23 protein-coding genes are annotated in these 22,985 nt (G+C 62.9%); 6 read left to right on the top strand and 17 right to left on the bottom strand.

Features of this window, described 5'->3' with window-relative positions; genetic code table 11:
• Positions 1 to 52: 52 nt before the first annotated feature.
• Together BMX27_RS06685 and proS are read right to left on the bottom strand one after the other, a co-directional pair.
• Complete coding sequence (locus BMX27_RS06685) at positions 53 to 646, bottom strand: DUF2937 family protein (RefSeq protein ID WP_090159083.1); 594 nt, start codon at positions 644 to 646, stop codon at positions 53 to 55.
• Positions 647 to 725: 79 nt separating this feature from the next.
• Positions 726 to 2,063: a proline--tRNA ligase gene (gene proS / locus BMX27_RS06690; RefSeq protein WP_090159084.1), complete on the bottom strand. Its 1,338-nt coding sequence runs from the start codon at positions 2,061 to 2,063 to the stop codon at positions 726 to 728.
• 137 nt (positions 2,064 to 2,200) lie between these two features.
• Between proS and BMX27_RS06695 the strand changes: the two genes are divergently transcribed.
• The 4 genes from BMX27_RS06695 (at position 2,201) to BMX27_RS06710 (ending at position 7,796) form a co-directional block, all read left to right on the top strand.
• Complete coding sequence (locus BMX27_RS06695; RefSeq protein ID WP_090159085.1) at positions 2,201 to 3,259, top strand: AI-2E family transporter; 1,059 nt, start codon at positions 2,201 to 2,203, stop codon at positions 3,257 to 3,259.
• 3 nt (positions 3,260 to 3,262) lie between these two features.
• Positions 3,263 to 3,925 (top strand): P-loop NTPase family protein, encoded by a 663-nt coding sequence (locus BMX27_RS06700; RefSeq protein ID WP_090159086.1) that lies wholly within the window; start codon positions 3,263 to 3,265, stop codon positions 3,923 to 3,925.
• A gap of 43 nt (positions 3,926 to 3,968) precedes the next feature.
• On the top strand, positions 3,969 to 6,134 hold the full coding sequence (locus tag BMX27_RS06705; RefSeq protein WP_090159221.1) for an RNA degradosome polyphosphate kinase: 2,166 nt from the start codon (positions 3,969 to 3,971) through the stop codon (positions 6,132 to 6,134).
• A gap of 75 nt (positions 6,135 to 6,209) precedes the next feature.
• Positions 6,210 to 7,796: a Ppx/GppA family phosphatase gene (locus BMX27_RS06710; protein WP_090159087.1), complete on the top strand. Its 1,587-nt coding sequence runs from the start codon at positions 6,210 to 6,212 to the stop codon at positions 7,794 to 7,796.
• Here the strand turns inward: BMX27_RS06710 and BMX27_RS06715 are convergent.
• Genes BMX27_RS06715 through scpA form a run of 6 tightly spaced genes read right to left on the bottom strand, consistent with a single transcriptional unit; the run spans position 7,754 to position 13,057 of the window.
• A complete protein-coding gene (locus BMX27_RS06715; protein WP_090159088.1) occupies positions 7,754 to 8,131 on the bottom strand; it encodes a hypothetical protein in 378 nt (125 codons plus the stop codon). The genes BMX27_RS06710 and BMX27_RS06715 overlap by 43 nt on opposite strands.
• A gap of 34 nt (positions 8,132 to 8,165) precedes the next feature.
• On the bottom strand, positions 8,166 to 9,167 hold the full coding sequence (locus BMX27_RS06720; RefSeq protein WP_090159089.1) for an endonuclease/exonuclease/phosphatase family protein: 1,002 nt from the start codon (positions 9,165 to 9,167) through the stop codon (positions 8,166 to 8,168).
• Positions 9,167 to 9,847 carry a molecular chaperone DjiA gene (locus BMX27_RS06725; protein ID WP_090159090.1) on the bottom strand — a complete coding sequence of 227 codons (681 nt, stop codon included), beginning with the start codon at positions 9,845 to 9,847 and terminating at the stop codon, positions 9,167 to 9,169. Before BMX27_RS06725 ends, BMX27_RS06720 begins: the two co-directional genes overlap by 1 nt.
• Positions 9,848 to 9,857: 10 nt before the next feature.
• A complete protein-coding gene (locus tag BMX27_RS06730) occupies positions 9,858 to 10,328 on the bottom strand; it encodes a GNAT family N-acetyltransferase (RefSeq protein ID WP_090159091.1) in 471 nt (156 codons plus the stop codon).
• Complete coding sequence (locus tag BMX27_RS06735) at positions 10,325 to 10,930, bottom strand: VOC family protein (RefSeq protein ID WP_090159092.1); 606 nt, start codon at positions 10,928 to 10,930, stop codon at positions 10,325 to 10,327. Before BMX27_RS06735 ends, BMX27_RS06730 begins: the two co-directional genes overlap by 4 nt.
• Complete coding sequence (gene scpA / locus BMX27_RS06740) at positions 10,931 to 13,057, bottom strand: methylmalonyl-CoA mutase (protein ID WP_090159093.1); 2,127 nt, start codon at positions 13,055 to 13,057, stop codon at positions 10,931 to 10,933. It lies immediately after the preceding gene.
• Positions 13,058 to 13,261: 204 nt separating this feature from the next.
• Between scpA and BMX27_RS06745 the strand changes: the two genes are divergently transcribed.
• Positions 13,262 to 13,714, top strand: coding sequence for a DUF4174 domain-containing protein (locus tag BMX27_RS06745; RefSeq protein WP_256212415.1), 453 nt, complete (start codon positions 13,262 to 13,264; stop codon positions 13,712 to 13,714).
• Here the strand turns inward: BMX27_RS06745 and BMX27_RS06750 are convergent.
• The 7 genes from BMX27_RS06750 to BMX27_RS06780 all read right to left on the bottom strand — a co-directional run bounded on the left by BMX27_RS06750 (position 13,697) and on the right by BMX27_RS06780 (position 19,139).
• On the bottom strand, positions 13,697 to 14,092 hold the full coding sequence (locus BMX27_RS06750) for a hypothetical protein (RefSeq protein WP_090159095.1): 396 nt from the start codon (positions 14,090 to 14,092) through the stop codon (positions 13,697 to 13,699). The two genes, BMX27_RS06745 and BMX27_RS06750, sit on opposite strands and share 18 nt — an antisense overlap.
• Positions 14,089 to 16,086: an acetyl-CoA carboxylase biotin carboxylase subunit gene (locus tag BMX27_RS06755; protein WP_090159096.1), complete on the bottom strand. Its 1,998-nt coding sequence runs from the start codon at positions 16,084 to 16,086 to the stop codon at positions 14,089 to 14,091. The genes BMX27_RS06750 and BMX27_RS06755 overlap by 4 nt, the downstream gene beginning before the upstream one ends.
• 94 nt (positions 16,087 to 16,180) lie before the next feature.
• Entirely contained in the window at positions 16,181 to 16,393 is a 213-nt protein-coding gene (locus BMX27_RS06760) for a hypothetical protein (RefSeq protein ID WP_090159097.1), read from the bottom strand.
• A gap of 130 nt (positions 16,394 to 16,523) precedes the next feature.
• Complete coding sequence (locus BMX27_RS06765; protein WP_090159098.1) at positions 16,524 to 16,868, bottom strand: hypothetical protein; 345 nt, start codon at positions 16,866 to 16,868, stop codon at positions 16,524 to 16,526.
• A complete protein-coding gene (locus BMX27_RS06770; protein WP_090159099.1) occupies positions 16,868 to 17,224 on the bottom strand; it encodes a DUF6497 family protein in 357 nt (118 codons plus the stop codon). The genes BMX27_RS06765 and BMX27_RS06770 overlap by 1 nt, the downstream gene beginning before the upstream one ends.
• A 23-nt stretch (positions 17,225 to 17,247) precedes the next feature.
• The gene (locus BMX27_RS06775; RefSeq protein WP_090159100.1) at positions 17,248 to 17,511 is read right to left on the bottom strand and encodes a DUF7218 family protein; all 264 of its coding nucleotides are present in this window, start codon (positions 17,509 to 17,511) and stop codon (positions 17,248 to 17,250) included.
• Between the two features lie 101 nt (positions 17,512 to 17,612).
• Positions 17,613 to 19,139 (bottom strand): acyl-CoA carboxylase subunit beta, encoded by a 1,527-nt coding sequence (locus BMX27_RS06780; RefSeq protein ID WP_090159101.1) that lies wholly within the window; start codon positions 19,137 to 19,139, stop codon positions 17,613 to 17,615.
• 205 nt (positions 19,140 to 19,344) lie between these two features.
• On the opposite strand from BMX27_RS06780, the gene BMX27_RS06785 reads away from it, so the two are divergent.
• Complete coding sequence (locus BMX27_RS06785) at positions 19,345 to 20,577, top strand: multidrug effflux MFS transporter (protein ID WP_090159222.1); 1,233 nt, start codon at positions 19,345 to 19,347, stop codon at positions 20,575 to 20,577.
• On the opposite strand, the gene BMX27_RS06790 is transcribed toward BMX27_RS06785, so the two are convergent.
• On the bottom strand, positions 20,574 to 21,218 hold the full coding sequence (locus tag BMX27_RS06790) for a thermonuclease family protein (protein WP_090159102.1): 645 nt from the start codon (positions 21,216 to 21,218) through the stop codon (positions 20,574 to 20,576). The genes BMX27_RS06785 and BMX27_RS06790 overlap by 4 nt on opposite strands.
• Before the next feature lie 73 nt (positions 21,219 to 21,291).
• The gene (betA, locus tag BMX27_RS06795) at positions 21,292 to 22,950 is read right to left on the bottom strand and encodes a choline dehydrogenase (RefSeq protein WP_090159103.1); all 1,659 of its coding nucleotides are present in this window, start codon (positions 22,948 to 22,950) and stop codon (positions 21,292 to 21,294) included.
• Positions 22,951 to 22,985 lie beyond the last annotated feature (35 nt).

A 22,985-nucleotide genomic window follows, 5' to 3' on the forward strand; every position in this document is an offset into this window, starting at 1 on the left:
CGCTGCCCCGCCGCTGCGCGGCCCCACGGGATATTTCAAACCAGAAGAAGACCTAGGCGCGGGTCTTGCGAACGCCGCCCAGTGTGGGGGCGGTCCGGGCGGCGGACGGTGTCAGCCGGGGTTCCCTGCGGGTCTGCGGTGCTGCGCGCGGGCGGCGGCGGAACAATGATGCGAGGCCGCGCAGGCCGAGGGCTGCCACCAGCCAACCAAGCGTACCACCGATTGCCCCGCTTGCGGCACCTGCAACCGTCAGCGGCAGCGCAGGTTCGAAATCGGCCCAGGCCGCCTGAACCGTTGCGGGATCACTTACGCGTGTCACCAGCGCGATGCGCCCCACGGGGCTGGCCGCGCGCAGACGCGCCAGATCATCGCTGAGTACCGCATGACGCCGGAACGTGCGGCGCATGTCATCTTGGCGGTCGGTCAGGAACGGTGTGCCGGTCATCTGGTCCAGCGCCTGCGTCCGTGTCAGCCCCGCACGCATCGCTGATGCCTCGAAATCGCCGACCACAACGCTGAGCGCGTCGACCTGCCCCGCCAGCCTTTGCAGGTAGGCCTGCGTAAAGGCGGGATATTGCGAACAGGCGGCCGCACCCGCAAGCGCACAGGCCAAGGTGACGCTGCGCCAGATCATCGGCGCAGCCATTCAGATACCATAAGTGTCATCTGCTGCCTCTTTTTTTCAGACAGCATACAGGGGCACGCAGCACCTGTCACCGTTTGCGTCAGATGCCGGCGTAGATTGCCTTGATCCTGGCCACAGCATCGGAGACGGACATTTCTTCGGCCTCGCCAGTGCGCCGGCAAGTCAATTCCACCACACCGTTCTTGACACCGCGGGGGCCGACCGTGATGCGCCACGGTAGGCCGATCATGTCCATCGTGCCGAATTTCGCGCCCGCCCGTTCGTCCCGGTCGTCATAAAGCGGGTCCAGACCCGCTGCCTGGAAGTGCGCGTAAAGATCGTCGCAGACGGAATCGCACCCCGCATCGCCCGCACGCATGTTCAGGATACCCACGTGGAACGGTGTGACGCCCTCGGGCCAGATGATGCCCTTGTCGTCGTGGCTAGCCTCGATGATAGCACCCAACAGGCGGCTGACGCCGATGCCGTGTGACCCCATGTGGACCGGCACGCTGTCGCCGTCGCGGGTCTGGACCGTGGCGCCCAGCGCCTCGGAATACTTGGTGCCGAAATAAAAGATCTGGCCGACCTCGATGCCGCGTGCCGTGCGGCGGCGTTCCTCTGGCACTTCAGCAAACAGGGCCGCGTCGTGCGTTTCATCGGTGCGCGCATAGCGCGAGGTGAATTCATCCATCACCGCCTGACAGGCCGCGCGGTCGTCGAAATCGATCTCGCGGTCGCCAAAGGTCAGATCCGTGATCTGGCTGTCGTAGAACACCTCGGATTCACCGGTCTCGGCCAGGACCAGGAATTCATGCGTGTCATCGCCACCGATGGGACCCGAGTCCGCCCGCATCGGGATCGCCTGAAGCCCCATGCGTTCGTAGGTTCGCAGGTAGGTCACCAGATGACGGTTGTAGGCGTGCAGCGCGTCCTCTTTGGTCAGATCAAAGTTGTAGCCGTCCTTCATCAGGAATTCCCGGCCGCGCATCACACCGAAACGCGGGCGCACCTCGTCGCGGAATTTCCACTGGATCTGATACAGGGTCAGCGGCAGGTCCTTGTAGCTGTTGACGTTGGCGCGGAACACGTCGGTGACCAGTTCCTCTGCCGTGGGGGTGAACAGCATGTCACGGCCGCCGCGGTCCTTGACCCGCAGCATTTCGTCGCCATAGGCGTCATAGCGCCCGCTTTCGCGCCACAGGTCTGCGGATTGCATGGTGGGCATCAGCATCGCCAGATGGCCCGCGCGCGCCTGTTCCTCGTGGACGATCTGCTCGATCCGGCGCAGCACCTTGTAACCCATCGGCAGCCAGGAATAGATCCCGGCGCTGGCCTGCTTGATCAGGCCCGCCTGCAACATCAGCCGATGGCTGACAATCTGCGCCTCACGCGGGGTTTCCTTGAGGACGGGCAGGAAATAGCGGGACATGCGCATGGGTCGGTGATCCTTCACTCAAGGGTTATTCGGTGATCCGTGTAATGGGCGCGCCAAACCGCCGCAAGCGCTGCGTGGCTTGCGCCAGAACGCCACCTGCGCCATTTAGGAGGCGCACCAGACAGAAAGAGCCCGCCATGCCCCTGACACCGCGCCAGCAAGCGACCTACTGGGGGATCGCCATCGTCGCTTTCCTGCTCGCGCTCTTTGCGTTGGGCAATGTCATCATGCCGTTTCTGCTGGGCGGTGCGATTGCCTATGTGCTGGACCCGGTCGCGGACCGGTTGCAGAAACTGGGGCTTAGTCGGGCGCTGTCCGTTGCGATCATTTCGCTGGTGGCGCTGCTGCTGTTCGTGCTGTTGATCCTGCTGGTGATCCCGACGCTGATCCGACAGGCAAACGATCTGGTGCAGATTGCGCCGACCCTGTTCGAAAACCTGCAAACCTGGCTTGCGGCACGGTTCCCTGACCTGCTGGTCGAAGGCAGCACGATCCGCACGCAGCTGGACAATATCGGGGCGATGATCCAGTCGCGCGGCGGGCAACTGCTGGAAACCGTGTTGTCGTCGGCCTTGGGTCTGGTGAACGTCGTCGTGTTGCTGGTCGTCGTGCCTGTGGTCGCGATCTACCTGCTGGTCGACTGGGACAACATGGTCGCCCGGATCGACGAGATGTTGCCGCGCGATCATGTCAGCACGATCCGCACACTGGCGAGCCAGATCGACCGCACGCTGGCCAGTTTCATCCGGGGTCAGGGCCTCGTGTGCCTGATCCTGGGCACCTATTATGCCATCGCGCTGGCGCTGGTGGGGTTGAACTTTGGCCTTGTCGTCGGGGCCGTGGCAGGCGCGCTGACCTTTATTCCCTATGTCGGTGCCGTCGTGGGCGGCGGGTTGGCCATGGGCCTTGCGCTGTTCCAGTTCTGGGGCGACTGGCCGTGGATCATCGCGGTCTACGCCATTTTCCAGTCGGGTCAGTTCGTCGAAGGCAATATCCTGACGCCGAAACTGGTCGGGTCCTCTGTCGGCCTGCATCCGGTCTGGTTGCTGTTCGCGCTGTCGGTCTTTGGGTCGTTGTTCGGATTTGTCGGCCTGCTGGTCGCCGTGCCTGTGGCCGCTGTGATCGGGGTTCTGGCGCGCTTTGTCCTCGACCGCTACCGGCACAGCACGCTCTACCGTGGCACGTCAGAGGATTGAGCCATGGCCGAGCAGCTGATCTTTGATTGGCCGGTGGGTGTCTCGCTCGAGGCGGCGGATTTCTTTGTCTCGCGGGCGAATGAAACCGCGTTTCGCATGGTCCGCGACCCGGCCCGCTGGCCGCAAGGCAAGCTGCTACTGGTCGGTCCCGGCGGCGCCGGCAAGAGCCATCTGTCGCGCGTCTTTGCAGCAATGCAGGGCGCGCGGATCGTGACGGCAGACGCCATCGCAGGGCTGTTTCCCGATACCGCCCTGGTGGTCGAAGGCGTCGACAGCCTGACACCGGACCAGGAACCGGACCTGTTTCACCTGCACAATCACATGATCGCGCACGGTCTGCCGCTGCTGATGACCGCGCGCAGCCTGCCGGGCACATGGGGCATCGTCCTGCCCGACCTCAACAGTCGGATGCAGGCAACAACCCCGGTGCGCATCGCCCCCCCCGACGATGCCCTGCTCGAGGCGCTGTTGATGAAACTGTTTGCCGACCGGCAGATCCTCGTGCCGCCCACGCTCCCCCGTTACCTAGCGTCGCGCATCGACCGGTCCTATCTGGCTGCGCAGCGCATCGTGGCCGCACTGGACAGTGCAGCACTTGCCAGCGGCAAATCCGTCAGCACCCGCATGGCGGCCACCCTTTTGGAACAGGACGCGACCCATGGCTGATGACTGTCACACGGACGCCATGGAAGGCCGCGATACAGCGCCAATGACTCAGGCAGATTTCCTTACCTCCCCGCTTCCCGACCCTGTCACGCTCGACATCGACCTGACCGGCCCCCACCGCTTTGTGAACCGTGAGCTGTCGTGGATCGGTTTCAACATGCGCGTGCTGGAAGAGGCGGAAAACCCCCGTGTACCCCTGCTGGAACGGCTGCGGTTCCTGTCGATCTCGGCCACCAACCTGGACGAATTTTACACTGTCCGCGTCGCGGGTCTGCGCGAACTGGCACAGGCGGGCAATACAACCCCGGCGATGGACGGGCTGACACCCGTGGAACAGCTGGCGCTGATCGATTCCGCGGCGCGCGATCTGATGGCGCGCCAGCAGACCATTCTCGACACGCTGACCACCGAAATGGCGGCTGCCGGTATTGCACTGCTGAATGCAAATGACCTGTCCAAGGCCGACATCGCCTTTCTCGAGGAATTCTTTCTCGATCAGGTGTTTCCCGTGCTGTCGCCTCTGGCGATTGACCCCGCCCACCCGTTCCCGTTTCTGCCGAACGAAGGGTTTGCGCTGGCGCTGCAACTGGATCGCAAGAACGACAAACGGTCGTTGCGCGCCTTGCTGCCGGTGCCCGCACAGATCGCCCGGTTCGTGCGCCTGCCGGGCGAGGGCCACCGTTTCATCCCGCTCGAGGAATTGCTGCTGCAATTTGTCGGGCGGCTCTATCCGGGCTATGGCATCAAGGGGCATTGCGCCTTCAAGGTGCTGCGTGACAGTGACCTCGAACTCGAAGAAGAAGCAGAGGATCTGGTCCGGGAATTCGAAACAGCACTGAAACGCCGCCGGCGTGGCGAGGTCGTGCGGCTCAAGATATCTGCAAATGCCCCCGCGGGCCTGCGCGACCTGATCATGGACGCCCTGCCCGTGACCGAGGCCGAAATCGTCGCCGTAGACGGTCTGATCGGCATCGCCGATCTGTCGGAACTTGTTCTGGACGACCGCCCGGATCTGTTGTGGCCGCTGTTTTCACCCCGTGTCCCAGAACGGGTGCAGGACCACGAGGGGGACATGTTTTCCGCCATCCGGCAAAAGGACATGCTGCTGCACCACCCCTACGAGACGTTCGACATGGTGGTGCGGTTCCTGGCACAGGCCGCACGCGACCCCAATGTGGTGGCGATCAAACAGACGCTTTACCGGACCTCCAAACGTTCGCCCATCGTCGAGGCCCTGTGCGAGGCCGCCGAGGACGGCAAATCCGTCACGGCGCTGGTCGAGCTCAAGGCCCGTTTCGACGAGGCCGCCAACATCCGCCAGTCACGCAGGCTGGAACGGTCGGGCGCACACGTCGTCTATGGTTTCCTGAACCTGAAAACCCACGCCAAGATCAGCACCGTCGTCCGGCGCGAGGGCGACCGTCTGGTGACCTACACGCATTTCGGCACGGGCAACTATCATCCGATCACGGCCAAGATATACACCGACGTGTCCCTGTTCACCTGTGACGCCAAACTGGGGCGTGATGCGAACAAGGTGTTCAACTACCTGTCGGGCTACGCCCAGCCCGAGGCGCTGGAAAACCTGTCCATCGCGCCCATCGACCTTAAATCCACGATCCTTACCCGCATTTCCGAGGAAATCGGCTATGCCAAGGCCGGCAAACCCGCGGTCATCTGGGCCAAGATGAACAGCCTCATCGAAACCGACGTGATCGACGCCCTCTATGAGGCATCGCAGGCGGGGGTCCGGATCAATCTGGTCGTGCGCGGGATCTGCGGCCTGCGGCCCGGCGTCGCCGGGCTGTCCGAAAACATCCGCGTCAAATCGGTGGTGGGACGCTATCTGGAACATTCGCGCATCGTCTGTTTCGGCGGGGGTCAGGGCCTGCCCAACAAAAAGGCGCGGGTCTACATCAGCTCTGCCGACTGGATGAGCAGGAACCTCAACCGGCGGGTCGAGACGCTGGTCGAGATCACCAACAACACGGTCAAGGCCCAGATCGTCAGTCAGATCATGGCGGCCAATCTGGCCGATGTCGCACAAAGCTGGATCATGCAGCCTGATGGCAGTTTCGCGCGGGCAACCATCGCCGACGGTGAATTCGCATTCAACTGTCACCGGTTTTTCATGGAAAATCCGTCGCTCTCGGGGCGGGGGTCTGCCGGTGCGTCCGATGTGCCGCAGTTGACACACGACGACGACTGAGCCGGTCGGGTCAGGCGTTGACAGCAGCCCTCCATATCCCGATTGATGGGGTCCGACCAACGGGGATGCGGACCAATGACCGAAACCGAAACCGAGGCCACGATCGACTGGGGCCCGTTTGGCCGTCCACTGTTCGATGGTGAATCGGCCCAAAGCCTCAAACGGGTCGGCGTCGTCGACGTGGGCTCGAACTCGGTTCGTCTCGTGGTGTTTGACGGCGCGGCACGCAGTCCCGCCTATTTCTACAACGAAAAAATCATGTGTGCGCTGGGGGCGGGCCTGTCGGAAACGGGGCACCTGAACCCCGAGGGCCGCGTGCGCGCCCTGTCCGCCATCCGCCGCTTTGCTGCATTGGCCCAGGGAATGGGCTGCGGCCCGCTGACCGCCGTCGCCACCGCCGCCATGCGCGAGGCCAGCGACGGTGCGGATTTCCGGGCAGAGGTCGAACGCGAAACCGGCGTGAAACTCTGGGTCATTTCCGGCGAAGAAGAGGCCCGCCTGTCCGCGCAAGGTGTCCTTTTGGGATGGCCCGGCAGCTATGGTCTGGTCTGCGATATCGGCGGGTCCAGCATGGAACTGGCCGATCTGGCCGAAGGCCGCGTTGGCCGCCGCGTGACCTCGCCCTTGGGCCCGCTGAAACTGCGCGAGATCAAGGGGGGCACCAAGGCGGTCAAGGCCTACATCAAAACCGTCGTGGCAGACTTGCACGACCAGATGGACAACCAGACGGGTATGCGCCTGTTTCTGGTCGGCGGCAGCTGGCGCGCCATCGCTCGTGTCGACATGGAACGCCGCGGCTATCCGCTGACCGTTCTGCACGAATACCGCATGACCGCACGCCGCATCGGGGCCACCGCAGACTATATCAAGGCATCCGACCTGCAGGATCTGCGCGCCCGATGCGGCATATCCGACAGCCGCATGTCGCTGGTGCCCCTGGCGGTGCTCGTGCTCAAGGAACTGGTGCGGGTGTTCAAACCCAAGGATGTGGCGATTTCGTCCTATGGTATCCGCGAAGGCATGCTGTTCGAACAGATGCCCCGCGAATTGCGCGAACGCGATCCCCTGATCGAGGCCTGCCGCTTTGCCGAGGCCAAGGATGCCCGCCTGCCCGGCTTTGGCCGGTTGCTGTATGATTTCATCAAACCGCTGTTTCCCCGCGCCAACTGGCAGCGTCTGCGCATCATCAAGGCCGCCTGCCTGCTGCACGATGTCAGCTGGCGCGCGCATCCCGACTATCGCGGTGAAATTACCTTTGACAACGCGACCCGCGCCAACCTGGGCGGACTGAAACATTATGAACGGGTGCTGCTGGGGCTGGCCCTGATGAAACGCTATTCCGGCAAGACGCCGGACAGCCGTTTTGACGATCTGTTCGCGCTGCTCAAGCCCGACCAGATGCGCGAGGCGGACATCATCGGCCGCGCCATGCGGTTCGGTGCAATGCTCTGGCTGGACGGAAACCGCCAGCCCGGGACATTCAAATGGAGCCCCAAGAACAAGGAACTGACACTGACACTGGACGAGGACGCGCGGCCCCTGTTCGGCGAGGTCGCGGAATCACGCCTGAACGCATTGGCACAGGCAATGGACGCGACCCTGACGGTCCGGTTCAAGCGTCACAGCTCGACATCACCCAACGCGTCCTCTGGCGGCACATAGGCGGGCGCATCCGGGGCGCGCCGAATGATGATATCGCCGTTCGGCAGGATTTCGGGGTTTTCATAGTTACCGATATAGTCGATCCGGGACATGATCTCGGCCAGGGCCGGGCCCATTTCCTCGCGCAGCATCTGCAACGCGGGGCCCACGTTATCGGCCAGATCCTGCAATTCGCGGATCGCGGGATCCGCCTCGCGCAGCAGACCGCGCAGGAACAGCTTGGCCCCCTCCTCGATCAGGTCGCGTCCGCCGGTATCGGCATCGGCCTCCGCCTCTTGGGCGACGGCAGGCAGGGTGGACAGGGTCAATACAGCAACAAGGATGAGATGTTTCATAACTCAGACATGGGGGCCCCCACGTGATTTTCAATCACACCATCAGATCCAGCGTGACCGGGAAATGGTCTGACGCCAGTAACAAGGCCTCGCGCAGTGACGTATCTGCAAAAACCTCTGGATCATCAAATGGATGCCAGATGCGCCATACAGGCTGCGTCGCACGCAAGGCAGGGCTGACCATGATGTAATCCAGCAGCGCCGACAGATAGGGGCCATCGTTCGGTCTGAACCGGGCCGTCGCAGGCCGCGCACCATTGCGGCTGCCCAAGGCCAGTTGCGCATGCGGGTCATGCAAAGGCATCCTGTCCCCTTGCGTCCCCAGCACGATTTCCACGCCGGATTGCCCGAATTCGACCTCGTATTCGTCCAGCCCCGGCCCGTCGTTGAAATCGCCCAGCACCACCAGCCGGGCCGCAGGATCGTCCCGCAACATCTGGTCCACCCGTCGGCGCAGCCACAGGCATTGCGACAGTTGCTTGCGCCGGTTTGCAACCCCGACACGGGCGCGTTGGGCCGCCGTATCGCCGTGGGCCGCCTTGGATTTGGAATGCACACCGATCAGCGACAGCGCTGCGCCGTCCCTTGGCGTATAGACCAGTTCCAGCGGCGGCTTTGACCAGACGGCATCGATGTCATGGCCGTTCAGCGTCACGGTCAGGGAACGGTCGAACCGGGGGGCCGCGTTGTCGGACAGCGGGCGGTGAACCGCACGACCGCAGTCGGGATCGAACATCAGCGCGATTTCCTGCCGCGTGTCATTGGCAAAACCGATCAGGGCCGCGCGTTGTCGCAACCCGTAGTGGTCCGCAAAATTCCGCAGTGCCGCCGCCCCGCTGCGACGCGACGACGTATCGGGGGCCTCGATCACCATGATGGCGTCGGCGTTCATCGTCTGCAGGACATGGGCAATCGCATCGGCCTGATCGCGGCGGGTCACATCCCAGCGTTTCGACCAGCCGTCATCGCGCACCAGCGCGCCTGCGTCATCGAACAGTGCATCGAACCAGGCAACGTTCCACGTGGCCAGCCGCATCACCCGGTCCCGGCGTTGATCTGCTCCCATGCGCGGTTGATCGCGATCAGGCGTTTTTCAGCCAGCCGGACGGCCTCTTCGGGCACGCCGCGAGCCAACATGCGGTCAGGATGTGTCTCGCGCACCTGCGCGCGCCAGGCGGCACGCACCTCTTCGATCGGTGCATCGGGCGAAACACCCAGCACATCATAGGCGTCGCGGTCCGCGTCAGCCACGAACTGCGCCCTGATCCGCGCGAACCGGCGATCGTCGAACCCGAATATTTCGGCCACCCGCGCCAGAAACGCATCCTCGGCCGGGTGATAGTCACCATCGGCCATCGCGATGTGAAACAGACCCTCCATCAGGTCCGACAGCGGGCCCTCGGCCCCACGAAACATCGACGCGATCTTGGTGGCATAGGCCTCGAACCCCGCGACATCGGTGCGCGCCATGTTGAACAATCGCGCGGCATGCGCCTCTTCTGAGGCGGGGATGTGGAACACCTCGCGAAAGGCCGCGACCTCGTTGCGGGTCACCTGCCCGTCCGCCTTGGCCATTTTGGCACCCAGCGCGATCACAGCGATGGTAAAGGCCACGGACCTGTCAGGCGGCGTGCGCAGCAGATCGAACACCGTCGCCAGCCCCTCGCCCGCGCGCAGGGCCGCCAATGCGTCAGAGATTCGGGACCAGAGCGACATGCCCCGATGTCTACAACATCTTGGTCAAAAGAATAAGGTCGATCCAGCGATCGAATTTGCGCCCCACTTGCGGAAGGGTCGCGATTTTCACAAACCCCAGTTTTTCGTGAAAGGCCACCCCTGCTGGATTTTCGGCGCTGCACCCGGCCCATAGGGTATGGATGCCCGCGGCGCGTGCGTCTGCGCACAGCGCATCCATCAGTGATCGCCCCAGCCCCGCACCCCGCGCGGCGGGTGCCAGATGCACTGTGTGTTCCGCCGTATGGCGATACCCGTCACCGCCGCGAAACGGGCCATAGGTGGCAAAACCTGCGACCAACCCACCGGTTTCGGCCACCAGCACGGGGCGCGTGGCAATCAGATCAGCAATGGCCTGCGGTGTCTTTTCGATTGCGGTAAACGTGATGCCTGTCTCGCGGATGATCGGGTTCCAGATCGCGCAGATCGCCGCGGCATCGGCGCGGGTCGCGGCCCGGATCATCCCAGCGTCCTGACCCCGTCCGGCGTGCGGATCGTGGCACGAAACCGTGGCGCACCAGCGGCATAGATCACCCGTGGGTCGTCCAAGGCCAGATCGCGACCCAATGCCTCGGCCTGCGGGTGGTGCACCTCCCAGCCGATCAGGGTGCAGCCCCGGTCGGTCAGTGTTTCTGTCGGGTGCGCCACCCCGTCACCCCAGCGGATCAGCGTGGGACAGGCCCCCTGCAGGGGCAGGCCGCCGTCATCAGGCACGGTGATGTCCCACCGCAACGCGCCGCGTTCCAATGGCACGATGGCACCGACGTCCGCAGGCGCATCCGCAATCGCGCCTTTCAGATCGTCCGTCCTGCAAATCCAGTTCGCACAGCGCGGCGGCCCGGCAAAGGCATCCAGCGCGAACCACGCAGGGCGCGTGCGCTGCGCGTCCGGATCCAGCGCAATCACCTCGAGGTAGGTGTCGCCCAGCGCCAGCAGCGTGTTGTGCGTGCCGAAGGCCGCGTGTTTGCCCCCTGGCTGCAACGGAACGCCCAGCGTTTTTTCCACCCATGCCGTGCCTGCATCGAGGTCGGTACAGGCAATCGCGATATGGTCGAGGGTCAGCATTCAGGTGCGCGTCTCGCGGATCAGTTCCAAAATGTCCTGTGCGGCGACAGGGATGTTCGTGCCGGGGCCAAAGATCGCCTTGACCCCCGCATCATACAGGAATTTGTAGTCCTGCTGCGGGATCACGCCACCGCAGATCACAAGGATATCACCCGCGCCCGCGTCCTCCAGCGCCTTGATCAGCTTGGGGGCCAGTGTCTTGTGACCTGCCGCCTGCGAACTGATGCCGATGACGTGCACATCGTTGTCGATGGCGTCCTGTGCGGCCTCCTCTGGTGTCTGGAACAACGGGCCTACGTCCACGTCAAACCCGATATCGGCGAATGCCGTCGCGATGACCTTGGCCCCACGGTCGTGCCCGTCCTGCCCCATCTTGACGACCAGCATCCGGGGGCGGCGCCCTTCTTCGGTTGCGAAATCCTCAATGTCCTTCTGGATCGCGGCAAAGCCTGCGTCGCCTTCGTAGGCGGCACCGTAGACACCGGCCAGCGTCTTGACCTCGGCGCGGTGGCGGCCAAAGACGTCCTCCATCGCGCTGCTGATCTCGCCCACGGTCGCCCGCTGGCGTGCGGCCTCGACCGCGGCCTCCAGCAGGTTGCCGCCCTCACGGGCGCGGCGGGTCAGTTCGGCCAATGCAGCATCGCAGGCCGCCTGATCCCGCCCGTCGCGCGTGGCCTTCAGCCGGGCAATCTGGCTGTCGCGCACGCCCGCGTTGTCGATGTCGCGGATGTCGATCGGGTCTTCCTTGTCCTTGCGGTATTTGTTGACGCCGACGATGACCTCTGTGCCGCGGTCGATATTGGCCTGCCGGGTGGCGGCGGTTTCCTCGATCCGCAGTTTCGGCATGCCGGATGCGACGGCCTTGGTCATGCCGCCCAACTCCTCGACCTCTTCCATCAGGGCCCAGGCGGCTTCTGCCAGATCATGCGTCAGCTTTTCGACGTAGTAACTGCCCGCCAATGGATCGACGACCTTGGTGACGCCGGTTTCCTCTTGCAGGATCAGCTGCGTGTTCCGCGCGATCCGGGCCGCGAAATCGGACGGCAGGGCAATCGCCTCGTCCAGCGCGTTGGTGTGCAGCGACTGGGTGCCGCCCAACACCGCGCTCATCGCCTCGTAGGCGGTGCGCACCACGTTGTTGTAGGGGTCCTGTTCCTGCAAACTGACGCCCGAGGTCTGGCAATGGGTCCGCAACATGGATGATTTGGGGTTCTTGGGCGCGAATTCTTCCATCACGCGGAACCACAATAGGCGCGCCGCGCGCAGCTTGGCCGCCTCCATGAAAAAATTCGTCCCGATGGCGAAAAAGAAACTAAGCCGTCCGGCAAAGTGATCGACATCCATGCCCGCCGCAATCGCCGCGCGCACGTATTCGCGGCCGTCCGCCAGCGTATAGGCCAGTTCCTGCACCAGGTTCGCGCCGGCCTCTTGCATGTGGTAGCCGGAAATCGAGATCGAGTTGAATTTCGGCATCTGGTCGGACGTGTACTGGATGATGTCCGAAATGATGCGCATCGACGGTTCCGGCGGATAGACATAGGTGTTGCGCACCATGAATTCCTTGAGGATATCGTTCTGGATCGTGCCTGACAGCACGGACCTGTCGTGGCCCTGTTCCTCACCCACCACGATGAAATTCGCGAGGATCGGAATGACCGCCCCGTTCATCGTCATGCTGACCGACACCTTGTCCAGCGGGATTCCGTCGAACAGGATCTTCATGTCCTCGACGCTGTCGATGGCGACACCGGCCTTGCCCACGTCGCCTTCGACCCGCGGGTGGTCACTGTCATAGCCGCGATGGGTGGCCAGATCGAATGCCACCGACACGCCCTGCTGACCAGCGGCCAGCGCCTGACGGTAGAACGCATTTGATTCTTCTGCCGTGGAAAACCCCGCGTATTGCCGGATTGTCCAGGGCCTGCCTGCGTACATCGTGGCCTTGACCCCGCGCGTGTAAGGGGCCGCCCCCGGAATGCCGCCCATATGCGGCAGATCGGCCGTATCCTCTGCGGTATACAGCGGTTTGACGGCAATTCCTTCGAGGGTGTGCCACGTCAGATCGTCTAGGGACCGCCCGCGCAGTTCCTTTTCGGCGATCTTTTCCCATTCGGTTTTGTCAGACATGATGTGGCGCTCCTCTTCCTCTGCGCCATTCATGCCGCGACGCGGCGCAAAGGTCAAAAAGCTTGCGCTATCATCGTGCTATTATTTTTCGCTGCAGGGTAATTTTATTGCGCATGCGCAAAACGACGCGGGCATGGCATTGGCGCGAGACACACCTATATTCAGATCATGAACAAAAGAAATTTCATCGCCGGCCTCACGGCCATGACACTCTGGCCCGCCATGCTGCCGGCGCAGTCGGAATCACCCGGTGCCGTCGCCGCCTGGCTGGCCGATCCGGCAACCCCGCTGAACGCGGACCAGATCATGTTGTCCGATTTCCAGTGGATCGCCCGCCCGGTCGCGGTTTTCGCCGATTCACCCAACGATCCCGCGTTCATCGAACAGATGGAACTGCTGGCATCCCGGGTCGATGAACTGGTCGAACGTGACGTCGTGGTGCTGTTCGACACCGACCCTGCCGCACGTTCACCCATGCGCCTGCAACTGCGGCCGCGCGGTTTCATGATGGCGCTGCTGGGCAAGGACGGTCAGGTGAAACTGCGCAAACCCAGCCCGTGGGACGTGCGCGAATTGTCCCGGTCCATCGACAAGATGCCGGTGCGTCAGCGTGAAATCACCGAACGCCGCGCTGCAGGATCAGCGGCGGTCAACTGATTGCGGCATGGCCCGCGCCGCACCGCGGATCGCCATCCAGCCCAGGGTCATCAGGATCACCAGTACCAGAATCAGAACGAACACCGGATCAATCGCCACGCTGACCAGCACACGCCCCACGACGAACAGCGCGAGGTAGACGGCCAACCCGCCAAAGGTGAATGTCCGCACCGGTTCCAGCAGGACCCCGGCCGCCCGAACGACCCCCCAGAACACGATCACGCAGATCATCGGCACCGTCACGACCGAGCGCGGAAGCTCGGTCGCGTAGCTGATTTCGGTATCCTGCACCATGATGTTGAGCAGGCCAAACCCCGCGATCACGGCGATCACGCAGGCGGCCAGCCAGATCAGCAAGAGTTGCCAGGTTTGTGTCACTCGAACTCCATGATCACATCATCCACGGCCAGGCTGTCACCAGGGGCCGCATTGATCTTGGTCACGACGCCCTTGCGTTCGGCACGCAGGATGTTTTCCATCTTCATCGCCTCGACCGTGCACAGCGCCTGACCGTCCTGGACCTCGTCGCCCACGGCGACATTCAGCGACACGATCAACCCCGGCATCGGGCACAGCAGCAGTTTCGACGTATCCGGCGGCACCTTGACCGGCATCAGCTTGGCAAGTTCGGCCTGACGCGGGGTTCGGACATGAACCTTGACGTCGGCCCCGCGGTGCCGCACCCGGAACCCCCCCGAAATCTTGGCCACCTTAAGCACCAAGGGCGTGCCGTCCACCATCAGGCGCGCCAGTGGCTGACCGGGCAACCAGTCGCTTTCGACCCGCAAGGTCCGGTCACCGATGGTGACATCGGCCCCCGCACGGTCGGCCTTGATCACCGCATCATGGCTTTCGCCCTGTAGCGTGACGTTCCAGTCCGTGCCGACGTGGCGTTCATGGTTGTCCATGCGCCCGGTGATGCGTGTGCGACGGATTTCACCGATTCGGTGCATCGCCGCAGTTGCCGCAGCAACACGCAGCACCGTGTCCCCTGCCAGATCGACGCCCTGAAACCCGTCAGGAAATTCTTCCTCGATGAATGCGGTGGTCATGTCGCCTGCAGTGAATTTCGGATGATCCATCACCGCGGCCAGGAATGGCAGGTTGTGGCCAATCCCCTCCAGCTCGAATCCGTCCAGCGCCAACCGCATCTCCTCGATCGCGGCTGCGCGGGTCGGTGCCCAGGTACACAGCTTGGCGATCATCGGATCGTAGAACATGCTGATCTCGCCACCCTCGAACACGCCGGTATCATTGCGCACGGCCCGCCCGGCCTCTGCCACCTCGACCGGTGGGCGATAGCGGGTCAGACGCCCGATGGACGGCAGGAACCCGCGGAACGGATCCTCGGCATACAGGCGGCTCTCGATGGCCCAACCATTGATCTTGAGGTCATCCTGACCAAAGGCCAGTTTCTCGCCTGCTGCCACGCGGATCATCTGTTCGACGAGGTCGATGCCCGTGATCAGTTCTGTCACAGGATGTTCCACCTGCAACCGCGTGTTCATTTCCAGAAAATAGAAATTGCGGTCGCCATCCACGATGAATTCGACGGTGCCCGCGCTGGTATAACCGACGGCCTGCGCAAGTGCGACCGACTGCGCGCCCATCGCCGCACGGGTCTCCTCGTCCAGAAACGGGCTCGGGGCCTCTTCGATCACCTTCTGGTTGCGGCGCTGGATGCTGCATTCGCGCTCGTGCAGATAGACCGCGTTGCCGTGGCTGTCGGCCAGGACCTGAATTTCGATGTGGCGCGGCTGGGTCACGAATTTCTCGATGAAAATCCGGTCGTCGCCAAAACTGTTGGCCGCCTCGTTCTTGGACGACTGGAATCCCTCGCGTGCGCCAGCGTCGTCCCATGCAATCCGCATGCCCTTGCCACCGCCCCCCGCGCTGGCCTTGATCATCACCGGATAGCCGATCTGCTGGCTGATCTTTACCGCCTCATCGGCATCGGCAATCAGGCCCATATGGCCCGGCACCGTGCTGACACCAGCCTCATCCGCCAGCTTCTTGGACGTGATCTTGTCGCCCATGGCCTCGATGGCCCCCACGGGCGGCCCGATAAAGGCCACGCCTTCGGCTTTCAGCGCCTCGGCGAACTTGGGGTTTTCCGACAGGAAACCATAGCCCGGATGCACCGCTTCAGCGCCGGTCTGGCGAATCGCGTCCATGATCTTGTCGATCACGATATAGGATCGGTTGGCGGGGCTTGGTCCAATGTGGACCGCCTCATCTGCCATCTTGACATGTAGCGCCTGCGCATCTGCATCCGAATACACTGCAACAGTGGCGATCCCCATACGCCGCGCCGTCTTGATGACGCGGCAGGCGATTTCGCCACGATTGGCGATCAGAATTTTCTTGAACACGTTTTACATCCCTCCAAACGCAAAATCGCCGCCGGGGCGCAAACCCCGACGGCAGTCATGTCGTGTTTCAACCCCGCTTGCGCGGGAAAATGTCTTAGCGACCGGTGATGTCGTCGCCCAGCGCACCGACGAGCGCGCCACCCAGTGCAGCAGTCGTGGTATCGCGATCGTCGCCGCCCAGTGCAGCGGAACCTGCAGCGCCGATACCGGCACCAACGATTGCACGCTCTGCGTCGGTGTCGAGGTTGTCGCAGCCTGCGACGCCCATGATTGCGACCAGTGCGATGGCGGAAGTAGCTTTGTACATTTTATAATGCCCTTGTTAGCTTTGAAGATGGGCCCAAAATCACGCGCCACAAGCGCGAACTCAAGCCCGATTAAGTGTAAAAGGCGCAAAACCGCCGAAATGTTCCCATTCGCAGAAAAATCTTTTCCACTCATCGGAATACATCCGGAAAAGTGACCCGCGCCACGTCCTCGTCGATGCGCAACAGCGCGTCATAGCTGGCAGGATCGAACGGATCCTCGGCGGCGATCACCTCGCGACCGAACAACCAGCCCAGCCGTCCTGCGTCCAGATTACCCCGCACAAAGGGCGCGTCGCCAAAATGCTCCCAGAGGGCCCGCAAGAAACCTTCGTCCGCGCGTTTGTCCGGTGGCCGCCGGTCGGAAAATCGTTCACGCGCGCGCAGCGGCGTTGCACCGTCCTTGTGCGCGCGGCGGATCACGAACTGAAAATCCGTCCCCGGCAAACGGCCTGGAAATCCACGGTGCTTTTCCATCAGAATTCGTCCCAGCTGCAACGCCCGTCCGTCACTCGGAAGGGTTGGAAAAATTGGACGACCTGCGGATCGTATATGCCGAATGTGGTTGGCTTGTCCGACACCGACAACACGATCTGGTCGCCGTCCCAGTCCTGCTGTTGCAGGGCCGGAACAACGACCACGTCGCACAACCACGTCAGATCGTCCACGACCTCCGTGAACGTCACAGCGTCATCGCCCCCCGCAAGGGCCGGTGACAGGAACCGGAATCGCGCGATCTGCGCCTGCGTGTCCATGATCACGTCAGCCAGCGCGATCTGCAGTCCTGACGGCACGGCAATCGGTTGCGGGGTCTGTTGTGCGGTCGCGGGCATGGCCCACAGACAGCACAGCAGAATCAGCGCGCCCGCAAGGCCTCGATCAGTTCGGCCTTGGTCATGTCCGAACGACCCGCGACGTCCAGCTCTTGTGCACGCGCATACAGATCGTCCTTGGTCCATTCCTCGTAGGGCGGCTGACGGCCCCCCTTCTCGCCCGGCGACATGTCGTCGTTTGCCTGTGCATTGGCAATCCGGGCGGCCTTCTGCTTGCTCGCGCCCTCGTCCAGCAGCGCCTCGTAGGTCTCGTCGTCCTTGATGGACGGTCCATGGTCCTTGGTCATCGCAATCTCCTTTGCGCACCAACGGACCTACCCCACGCGGGGTTCCCTGCATCATCTTGCCACAAATACTCCGGGGGGTCCGGGGGGCTGGCCCCCCGGGGTCACAGTGGAATGTTGTCATGCTTCTTCCACGGGTTCTGCTGCTGCTTGCCGCGCAGCGACGCAAAAGCGCGGCAGACCCGGCGCCGTGTGGATCGCGGCATGATCACCTCGTCCACGAAACCCTTCGAGGCCGCGACGAACGGATTGGCGAAACGGTCCTCGTATTCCTTGGTCAGCTCCACGATTTCTTCGGGGCTGCGTCCGCGATAGATGATCTCGACAGCACCCTTGGCCCCCATCACCGCGATTTCCGCCGTGGGCCAGGCATAGTTAAAATCACCGCGCAGATGCTTGGACGCCATCACGTCATAGGCTCCGCCATAGGCCTTGCGGGTGATGACCGTGACCTTGGGCACCGTGGCCTCGCCATAGGCAAACAGCAGTTTCGCGCCGTGCTTGATGACACCGCCGTATTCCTGGCTGGTGCCGGGCAGAAAGCCGGGCACGTCCACCAGCGTCAGGATCGGGATTTCAAAGGCATCGCAGAACCGCACAAACCGCGCGGCCTTGCGGCTGCTGTCGATATCCAGCACGCCCGCCAGCACCATCGGCTGATTGGCCACCACGCCGACGGTCTGACCTTCCAGCCGGATAAACCCGATCAGGATGTTGCCCGCATAATCGGCCTGAATTTCGTAAAAATCGCCCTCATCCGCCAGTTTGTGAATCAGTTCCTTCATGTCATAGGGCGTGTTGGCATTCACCGGGATCAGCGTGTCCAAACTGTCCTCGACCCGTTTAACATCGTCAAAGAACGGACGCGTCGGTGCCTTTTCACGGTTGTTCAGCGGCAGGAAATCGAACAGGCGGCGGCATTCGGCAATCGCTTCGACATCGTTGTCAAAGGCACCGTCCACCACGCCGGATTTCTTGGTATGGGTCGTGGCCCCGCCCAGTTCCTCGGCGGTGACGACCTCGTTGGTGACGGTCTTGACCACATCGGGGCCGGTCACGAACATGTAGGACGTATCGCGCACCATGAATATAAAGTCGGTCATCGCAGGGCTGTAGACCGCGCCACCCGCGCAGGGCCCCATGATCAGGCTGATCTGCGGCACCACACCGGACGCCATGATGTTGCGCTGGAACACATCGGCATAGCCCGCGAGGCTGGCAACACCTTCCTGGATGCGTGCACCGCCCGAATCATTGATCCCGATCACGGGCGCACCGTTCTGGATCGCCATATCCATGATCTTGCAGATCTTTTGCGCATGGGTTTCGGACAGCGATCCGCCAAAGACGGTGAAATCCTGGCTGAACACATAGACCATGCGGCCGTTGATCGTGCCCCAGCCCGTCACGACACCATCGCCCATCGGCAGGTTGTCCTGCATCCCGAAATCGACCGCGCGATGCGTCACAAAGGCGTCGAACTCCTCAAAGCTGTCGTGATCCAGCAGCAGTTCGATCCGCTCGCGCGCGGTCAGTTTGCCCTTGGCGTGCTGCGCATCAATCCGTGCCTGTCCGCCGCCCAGTTGGGATTCGGAGCGCTTGGCCTCCAAGGCTTCGATATGGTCTTTCATGCAGGCCTCCCGTCGTGCACATGGCCTCCGCAGGCCGCATCGTCGGGCACTCTAGTCATCGGTTTTGCCGAGGAAAACCCCCAAGGCGCAATATATCCCCAGCCGCAGGGGGGCTGCACGAAACAATCTGACGCCATCCAGATCCTTGCGGATCCATGTCACGGCAACCATGGACACCGCAGCGCAAGCCGCTACTTTGCGCGCGATGACAGACTTTCCCAGCGCGCGCTTTCTCGACCGCCGCACCCCGCCTCATATTTTCACGCTGACACTGCTGGCCGGTGTATCCGCACTGAACATGTCGATTTTTCTGCCGTCCCTCACCCGGATGGCGGCCGATTTCGGCACGGATTATGCCACGATGCAGTTCGCCGTTTCGGGCTATCTGGCCGCAACGGCGGTGATGCAGATCCTCGTCGGCCCCCTGTCCGACCGGTTCGGACGGCGCAAGATCGTGCTGACCTCCATCACCATTTTCATCGCGGCGACGCTGGGCGCCTACCTCGCCCCCACGATCCAACTTTTCTTGATGTTTCGCATCCTGCAGGCCGCAGTCGCGACCGGAATCGTGCTGAGTCGGGCGATCGTGCGCGACATGTTCGGGGCAGAACAAAGCGCGTCGATGATCGGTTATGTCACCATGGGCATGGCCCTGATCCCGATGATCGGCCCCACCGTCGGTGGCGCACTGGATCAGGCATTCGGCTGGCATGCCTCGTTCATCTTTCTGATGGGTGCAGGCGTTTTCTTGTGGCTGCTGTGCTATTTCGACCAGGGCGAGACCGTGCGCGGCGGCGGCACCGGATTTGCCGAACAGCTGACCAGCTATCCCGCACTGCTGACTGCGCCCCGGTTCTGGGGCTATGCGCTGTGCACCGCGTTCGCATCGGGGTCATTCTTTGCGTTTCTGGGCGGTGCCTCCTACGTCGCCGACCGGATTTACGGATTGTCGGCCTTTCAGACCGGCATCGCCTTGGGTGCACCCGCCATCGGCTATGCCGTCGGCAACGGAATATCGGGCCGCTATTCGGTGCGGGTTGGCATCAATCGCATGGTGCTGATCGGCTGCCTGATATCGGCCTTTGGCATGGGGTTGTCGCTGATCCTGGGTCTGGTGACCGTGATTCCCGCCGGTCTGCTCTTTGGTCTGTGCTCGCTGCTGGGACTGGGCAACGGCATGACGCTGCCCAACGCCACCGCCGGTTTGCTGTCGGTGCGCCCGAACCTGGCCGGCACGGCCAGCGGTCTGGGCGGTGCGCTGATGATTGGCGGCGGTGCCGCACTCAGCCAGCTGGCCGGGGTGCTGCTGGCACGCGGCACGACCGCGATGCCATTGCAGGCGCTGATGCTGGTCTCTGCGCTGCTGGCCATCGCCGCGATCATGTTCGTCATGGTGCGTGAAAAGCGCCTGTCCGCCAGCCTCTCGGTCGCGCCCTAGCGGCGTGCCGCGCGCCAGCCAGCGGCGCGTGCCTCGGCTTCGGTGCAGAACCAGCGTTCACCGCGCGACGGGCTGATCCGGGTCTCGTCATAGAATGCGTTGCCGGGCACATGGTAGATTCGCCCGCTGCTGCTAATGTTGCCCTTGATGACGCAGCCGCCGGGGGGCGCATCGCGCACCTGCTCCTGCGCCCGGAAATCCGAAGGCCGCTGCATTTGCGCCGACCAGAAACCGGCCCCACTGCGCCGCGCCGCATCCTCGTCCGGGACATAGACCGTGTCATACCGGCGATAGGCGATGGCCAGCCCGTTGCGCACCATCTGCTGGCCAATGTCGACCCCGCCTGCGGTGCAACGCGCCACGGTGCGGCCGTAACGGTCGACATCCAGCGGCGCACAACTCACCGCGCGCCCCGCGATCAACGCACGCAGCCCGTCGGTCGCATGGCTGCCGCAGGAAAACGGAAACCCCTGCGCACTGCGGCAATCCTGCCCGGCCTCTGGCGCATCGATGCCGTTCAATCTGATTCGTGTCTCGCCCACGTGGATCGTGTCGCCGTCGATGACACGCGCAGGCCCAGAGATCTGGGCCGCCAGGGGGGCAGCACAGAACAGTAAACAAATGGTTAACAAAATCCGCATATCCCCAATCTGGGGGGCGGATGTGGCGTTTCAATGGCGCGAAACATGACGTTTCGCGCCAAATCGATTCAAATCAGCGCTGACTGACGGCCCATTTCGGATTGATCCACGGCACATCATTGGCCCGTGGCAGCGGATCGCGGCCCAGAATGTGATCCGACGCCTTTTCACCCACCATGATCGACGGCGCATTCAGGTTGCCGTTGGTGATCTGCGGAAAGATTGAGCTGTCCGCGACCCGCAACCCCTCCACACCGATGACACGACATTCAGGATCGACCACAGCCATCGGGTCATCAGCGGCTCCCATGCGGCATGTGCCGCAGGGATGATAGGCGCTTTCGGCGTGTGCGCGGATGAAATCATCAAGTGCTGCGTCCGATTGCACGGCCTCACCGGGCTGGATTTCGTGTCCGCTATAGGGTGCAAATGCGGCTTGCCCGAAAATTTCGCGCGTCAGGCGGATACAGGTGCGGAAATCGGCCCAGTCCTGCGGATCGGACATGTAGTTGAACAGGATATGCGGGTCCGCCGCCGGGTCCGCGCTGGTCAGCGTGACCGCCCCGCGCGAGGCGCTGCGCATCGGGCCGACATGCGCCTGATAGCCATGCCCCTCTGCCGCGACCTTGCCGTCGTAGCGGATCGCCAGCGGCAGGAAATGAAACTGGATATCGGGATATTCCACACCCGGCTTGGACCGGACAAAGGCTGCGGATTCGAACTGGTTCGAGGTGCCCAGACCGCGTTTGCCGAACAGCCAGGCTGCGCCGATCAACGCTTTCCAGATCAGTTTCCAATAGGTGAACAGCGTCACCGGCTGGATCGCGGCCTGCTGGATATAGAGTTCGAGGTGATCTTGCAGATTCTGCCCGACACCGGGCCGGTCCGCGATCACTGCGATGCCGTGTTCCGCCAGATGATCCGCTGGTCCGATGCCCGACAGCATCAACAGCTTGGGCGAATTGATGGCCGAGGCGGCAATGATGACCTCGCGCGTGGCGCGGATCACCTCGGTCTGCCCCTTGCGATCGACCTCGACGCCCACAGCGCGCCCCTCTTCAATCACCACACGGCGGGCAAAGGCGCGGATCAGTGTGCAGTTCTCACGCTTCAACGCGGGCCGCAGATAGGCATTTGCGGCCGACCAGCGCCGACCGCGATAGATGGTGGCATCATAGGGACCAAAGCCCTCTTGCTGTTCGCCGTTGTAATCCTTGGTTTCGGGATATCCCGCCTGTTTGCCAGCCTCGACAAAGGCCTTGACCAGAGGATTGCGGCGCGGGCCGCGCGTGACATGCAGCGGACCGTCGGTGCCGCGCCAGGCCGGATCACCGCCGTGAATGCCCGCGTGCCAATGTTCCATCCGTTTGTAGTAGGGCAACACGTCGGCATAGGCCCAGCCGCGCGCGCCCATCTCTTGCCATGTGTCAAAATCGCGGGCGTGGCCGCGTACATAGACCATGCCGTTGATCGAGGAGGACCCGCCGATCACCTTGCCACGTGGTGTGGCCAGGATGCGACCACCCAGATGCGGCTCCGGTGAGGTATGAAATCCCCAGTCGTAGGCTTTCATGTTCATCGGATAGGACAAGGCCGCAGGCATCTGGATGAACGGGCCTGCATCCGATCCACCATGTTCTATCACGATGACCGATTTGCCGGCCTCGGCCAGACGGTAGGCCATTGCACATCCGGCAGAGCCCGCACCGACAATTACGTATTCAGCTTGCATGATGTTCACCGCCCGCAAGGAGCGCCCCCAAATTT

The sequence above is a fragment of the Loktanella sp. DSM 29012 genome (assembly GCF_900110705.1).
Lineage (GTDB): Bacteria > Pseudomonadota > Alphaproteobacteria > Rhodobacterales > Rhodobacteraceae > Loktanella > Loktanella gaetbuli.

What these genes read in the sequence shown, in the direction of transcription:
- BMX27_RS06785 (WP_090159222.1), top strand. Translation starts at nt 19,345, where the DNA reads ATGACAGACTTTCCCAGCGCGCGCTTTCTCGACCGCCGCACCCCGCCT.
- BMX27_RS06715 (WP_090159088.1), bottom strand. Translation starts at nt 8,131, where the DNA reads ATGAAACATCTCATCCTTGTTGCTGTATTGACCCTGTCCACCCTGCCT.
- betA (WP_090159103.1), bottom strand. Translation starts at nt 22,950, where the DNA reads ATGCAAGCTGAATACGTAATTGTCGGTGCGGGCTCTGCCGGATGTGCA.
- BMX27_RS06790 (WP_090159102.1), bottom strand. Translation starts at nt 21,218, where the DNA reads ATGCGGATTTTGTTAACCATTTGTTTACTGTTCTGTGCTGCCCCCCTG.
- BMX27_RS06700 (WP_090159086.1), top strand. Translation starts at nt 3,263, where the DNA reads ATGGCCGAGCAGCTGATCTTTGATTGGCCGGTGGGTGTCTCGCTCGAG.
- proS (WP_090159084.1), bottom strand. Translation starts at nt 2,063, where the DNA reads ATGCGCATGTCCCGCTATTTCCTGCCCGTCCTCAAGGAAACCCCGCGT.
- BMX27_RS06705 (WP_090159221.1), top strand. Translation starts at nt 3,969, where the DNA reads ATGACTCAGGCAGATTTCCTTACCTCCCCGCTTCCCGACCCTGTCACG.
- BMX27_RS06720 (WP_090159089.1), bottom strand. Translation starts at nt 9,167, where the DNA reads ATGCGGCTGGCCACGTGGAACGTTGCCTGGTTCGATGCACTGTTCGAT.
- BMX27_RS06765 (WP_090159098.1), bottom strand. Translation starts at nt 16,868, where the DNA reads ATGGAAAAGCACCGTGGATTTCCAGGCCGTTTGCCGGGGACGGATTTT.
- BMX27_RS06735 (WP_090159092.1), bottom strand. Translation starts at nt 10,930, where the DNA reads ATGCTGACCCTCGACCATATCGCGATTGCCTGTACCGACCTCGATGCA.
- BMX27_RS06775 (WP_090159100.1), bottom strand. Translation starts at nt 17,511, where the DNA reads ATGACCAAGGACCATGGACCGTCCATCAAGGACGACGAGACCTACGAG.
- BMX27_RS06695 (WP_090159085.1), top strand. Translation starts at nt 2,201, where the DNA reads ATGCCCCTGACACCGCGCCAGCAAGCGACCTACTGGGGGATCGCCATC.
- BMX27_RS06760 (WP_090159097.1), bottom strand. Translation starts at nt 16,393, where the DNA reads ATGTACAAAGCTACTTCCGCCATCGCACTGGTCGCAATCATGGGCGTC.
- BMX27_RS06780 (WP_090159101.1), bottom strand. Translation starts at nt 19,139, where the DNA reads ATGAAAGACCATATCGAAGCCTTGGAGGCCAAGCGCTCCGAATCCCAA.
- BMX27_RS06685 (WP_090159083.1), bottom strand. Translation starts at nt 646, where the DNA reads ATGGCTGCGCCGATGATCTGGCGCAGCGTCACCTTGGCCTGTGCGCTT.
- BMX27_RS06730 (WP_090159091.1), bottom strand. Translation starts at nt 10,328, where the DNA reads ATGATCCGGGCCGCGACCCGCGCCGATGCCGCGGCGATCTGCGCGATC.
- BMX27_RS06710 (WP_090159087.1), top strand. Translation starts at nt 6,210, where the DNA reads ATGACCGAAACCGAAACCGAGGCCACGATCGACTGGGGCCCGTTTGGC.
- BMX27_RS06725 (WP_090159090.1), bottom strand. Translation starts at nt 9,847, where the DNA reads ATGTCGCTCTGGTCCCGAATCTCTGACGCATTGGCGGCCCTGCGCGCG.
- BMX27_RS06770 (WP_090159099.1), bottom strand. Translation starts at nt 17,224, where the DNA reads ATGCCCGCGACCGCACAACAGACCCCGCAACCGATTGCCGTGCCGTCA.
- scpA (WP_090159093.1), bottom strand. Translation starts at nt 13,057, where the DNA reads ATGTCTGACAAAACCGAATGGGAAAAGATCGCCGAAAAGGAACTGCGC.
- BMX27_RS06745 (WP_256212415.1), top strand. Translation starts at nt 13,262, where the DNA reads ATGACACTCTGGCCCGCCATGCTGCCGGCGCAGTCGGAATCACCCGGT.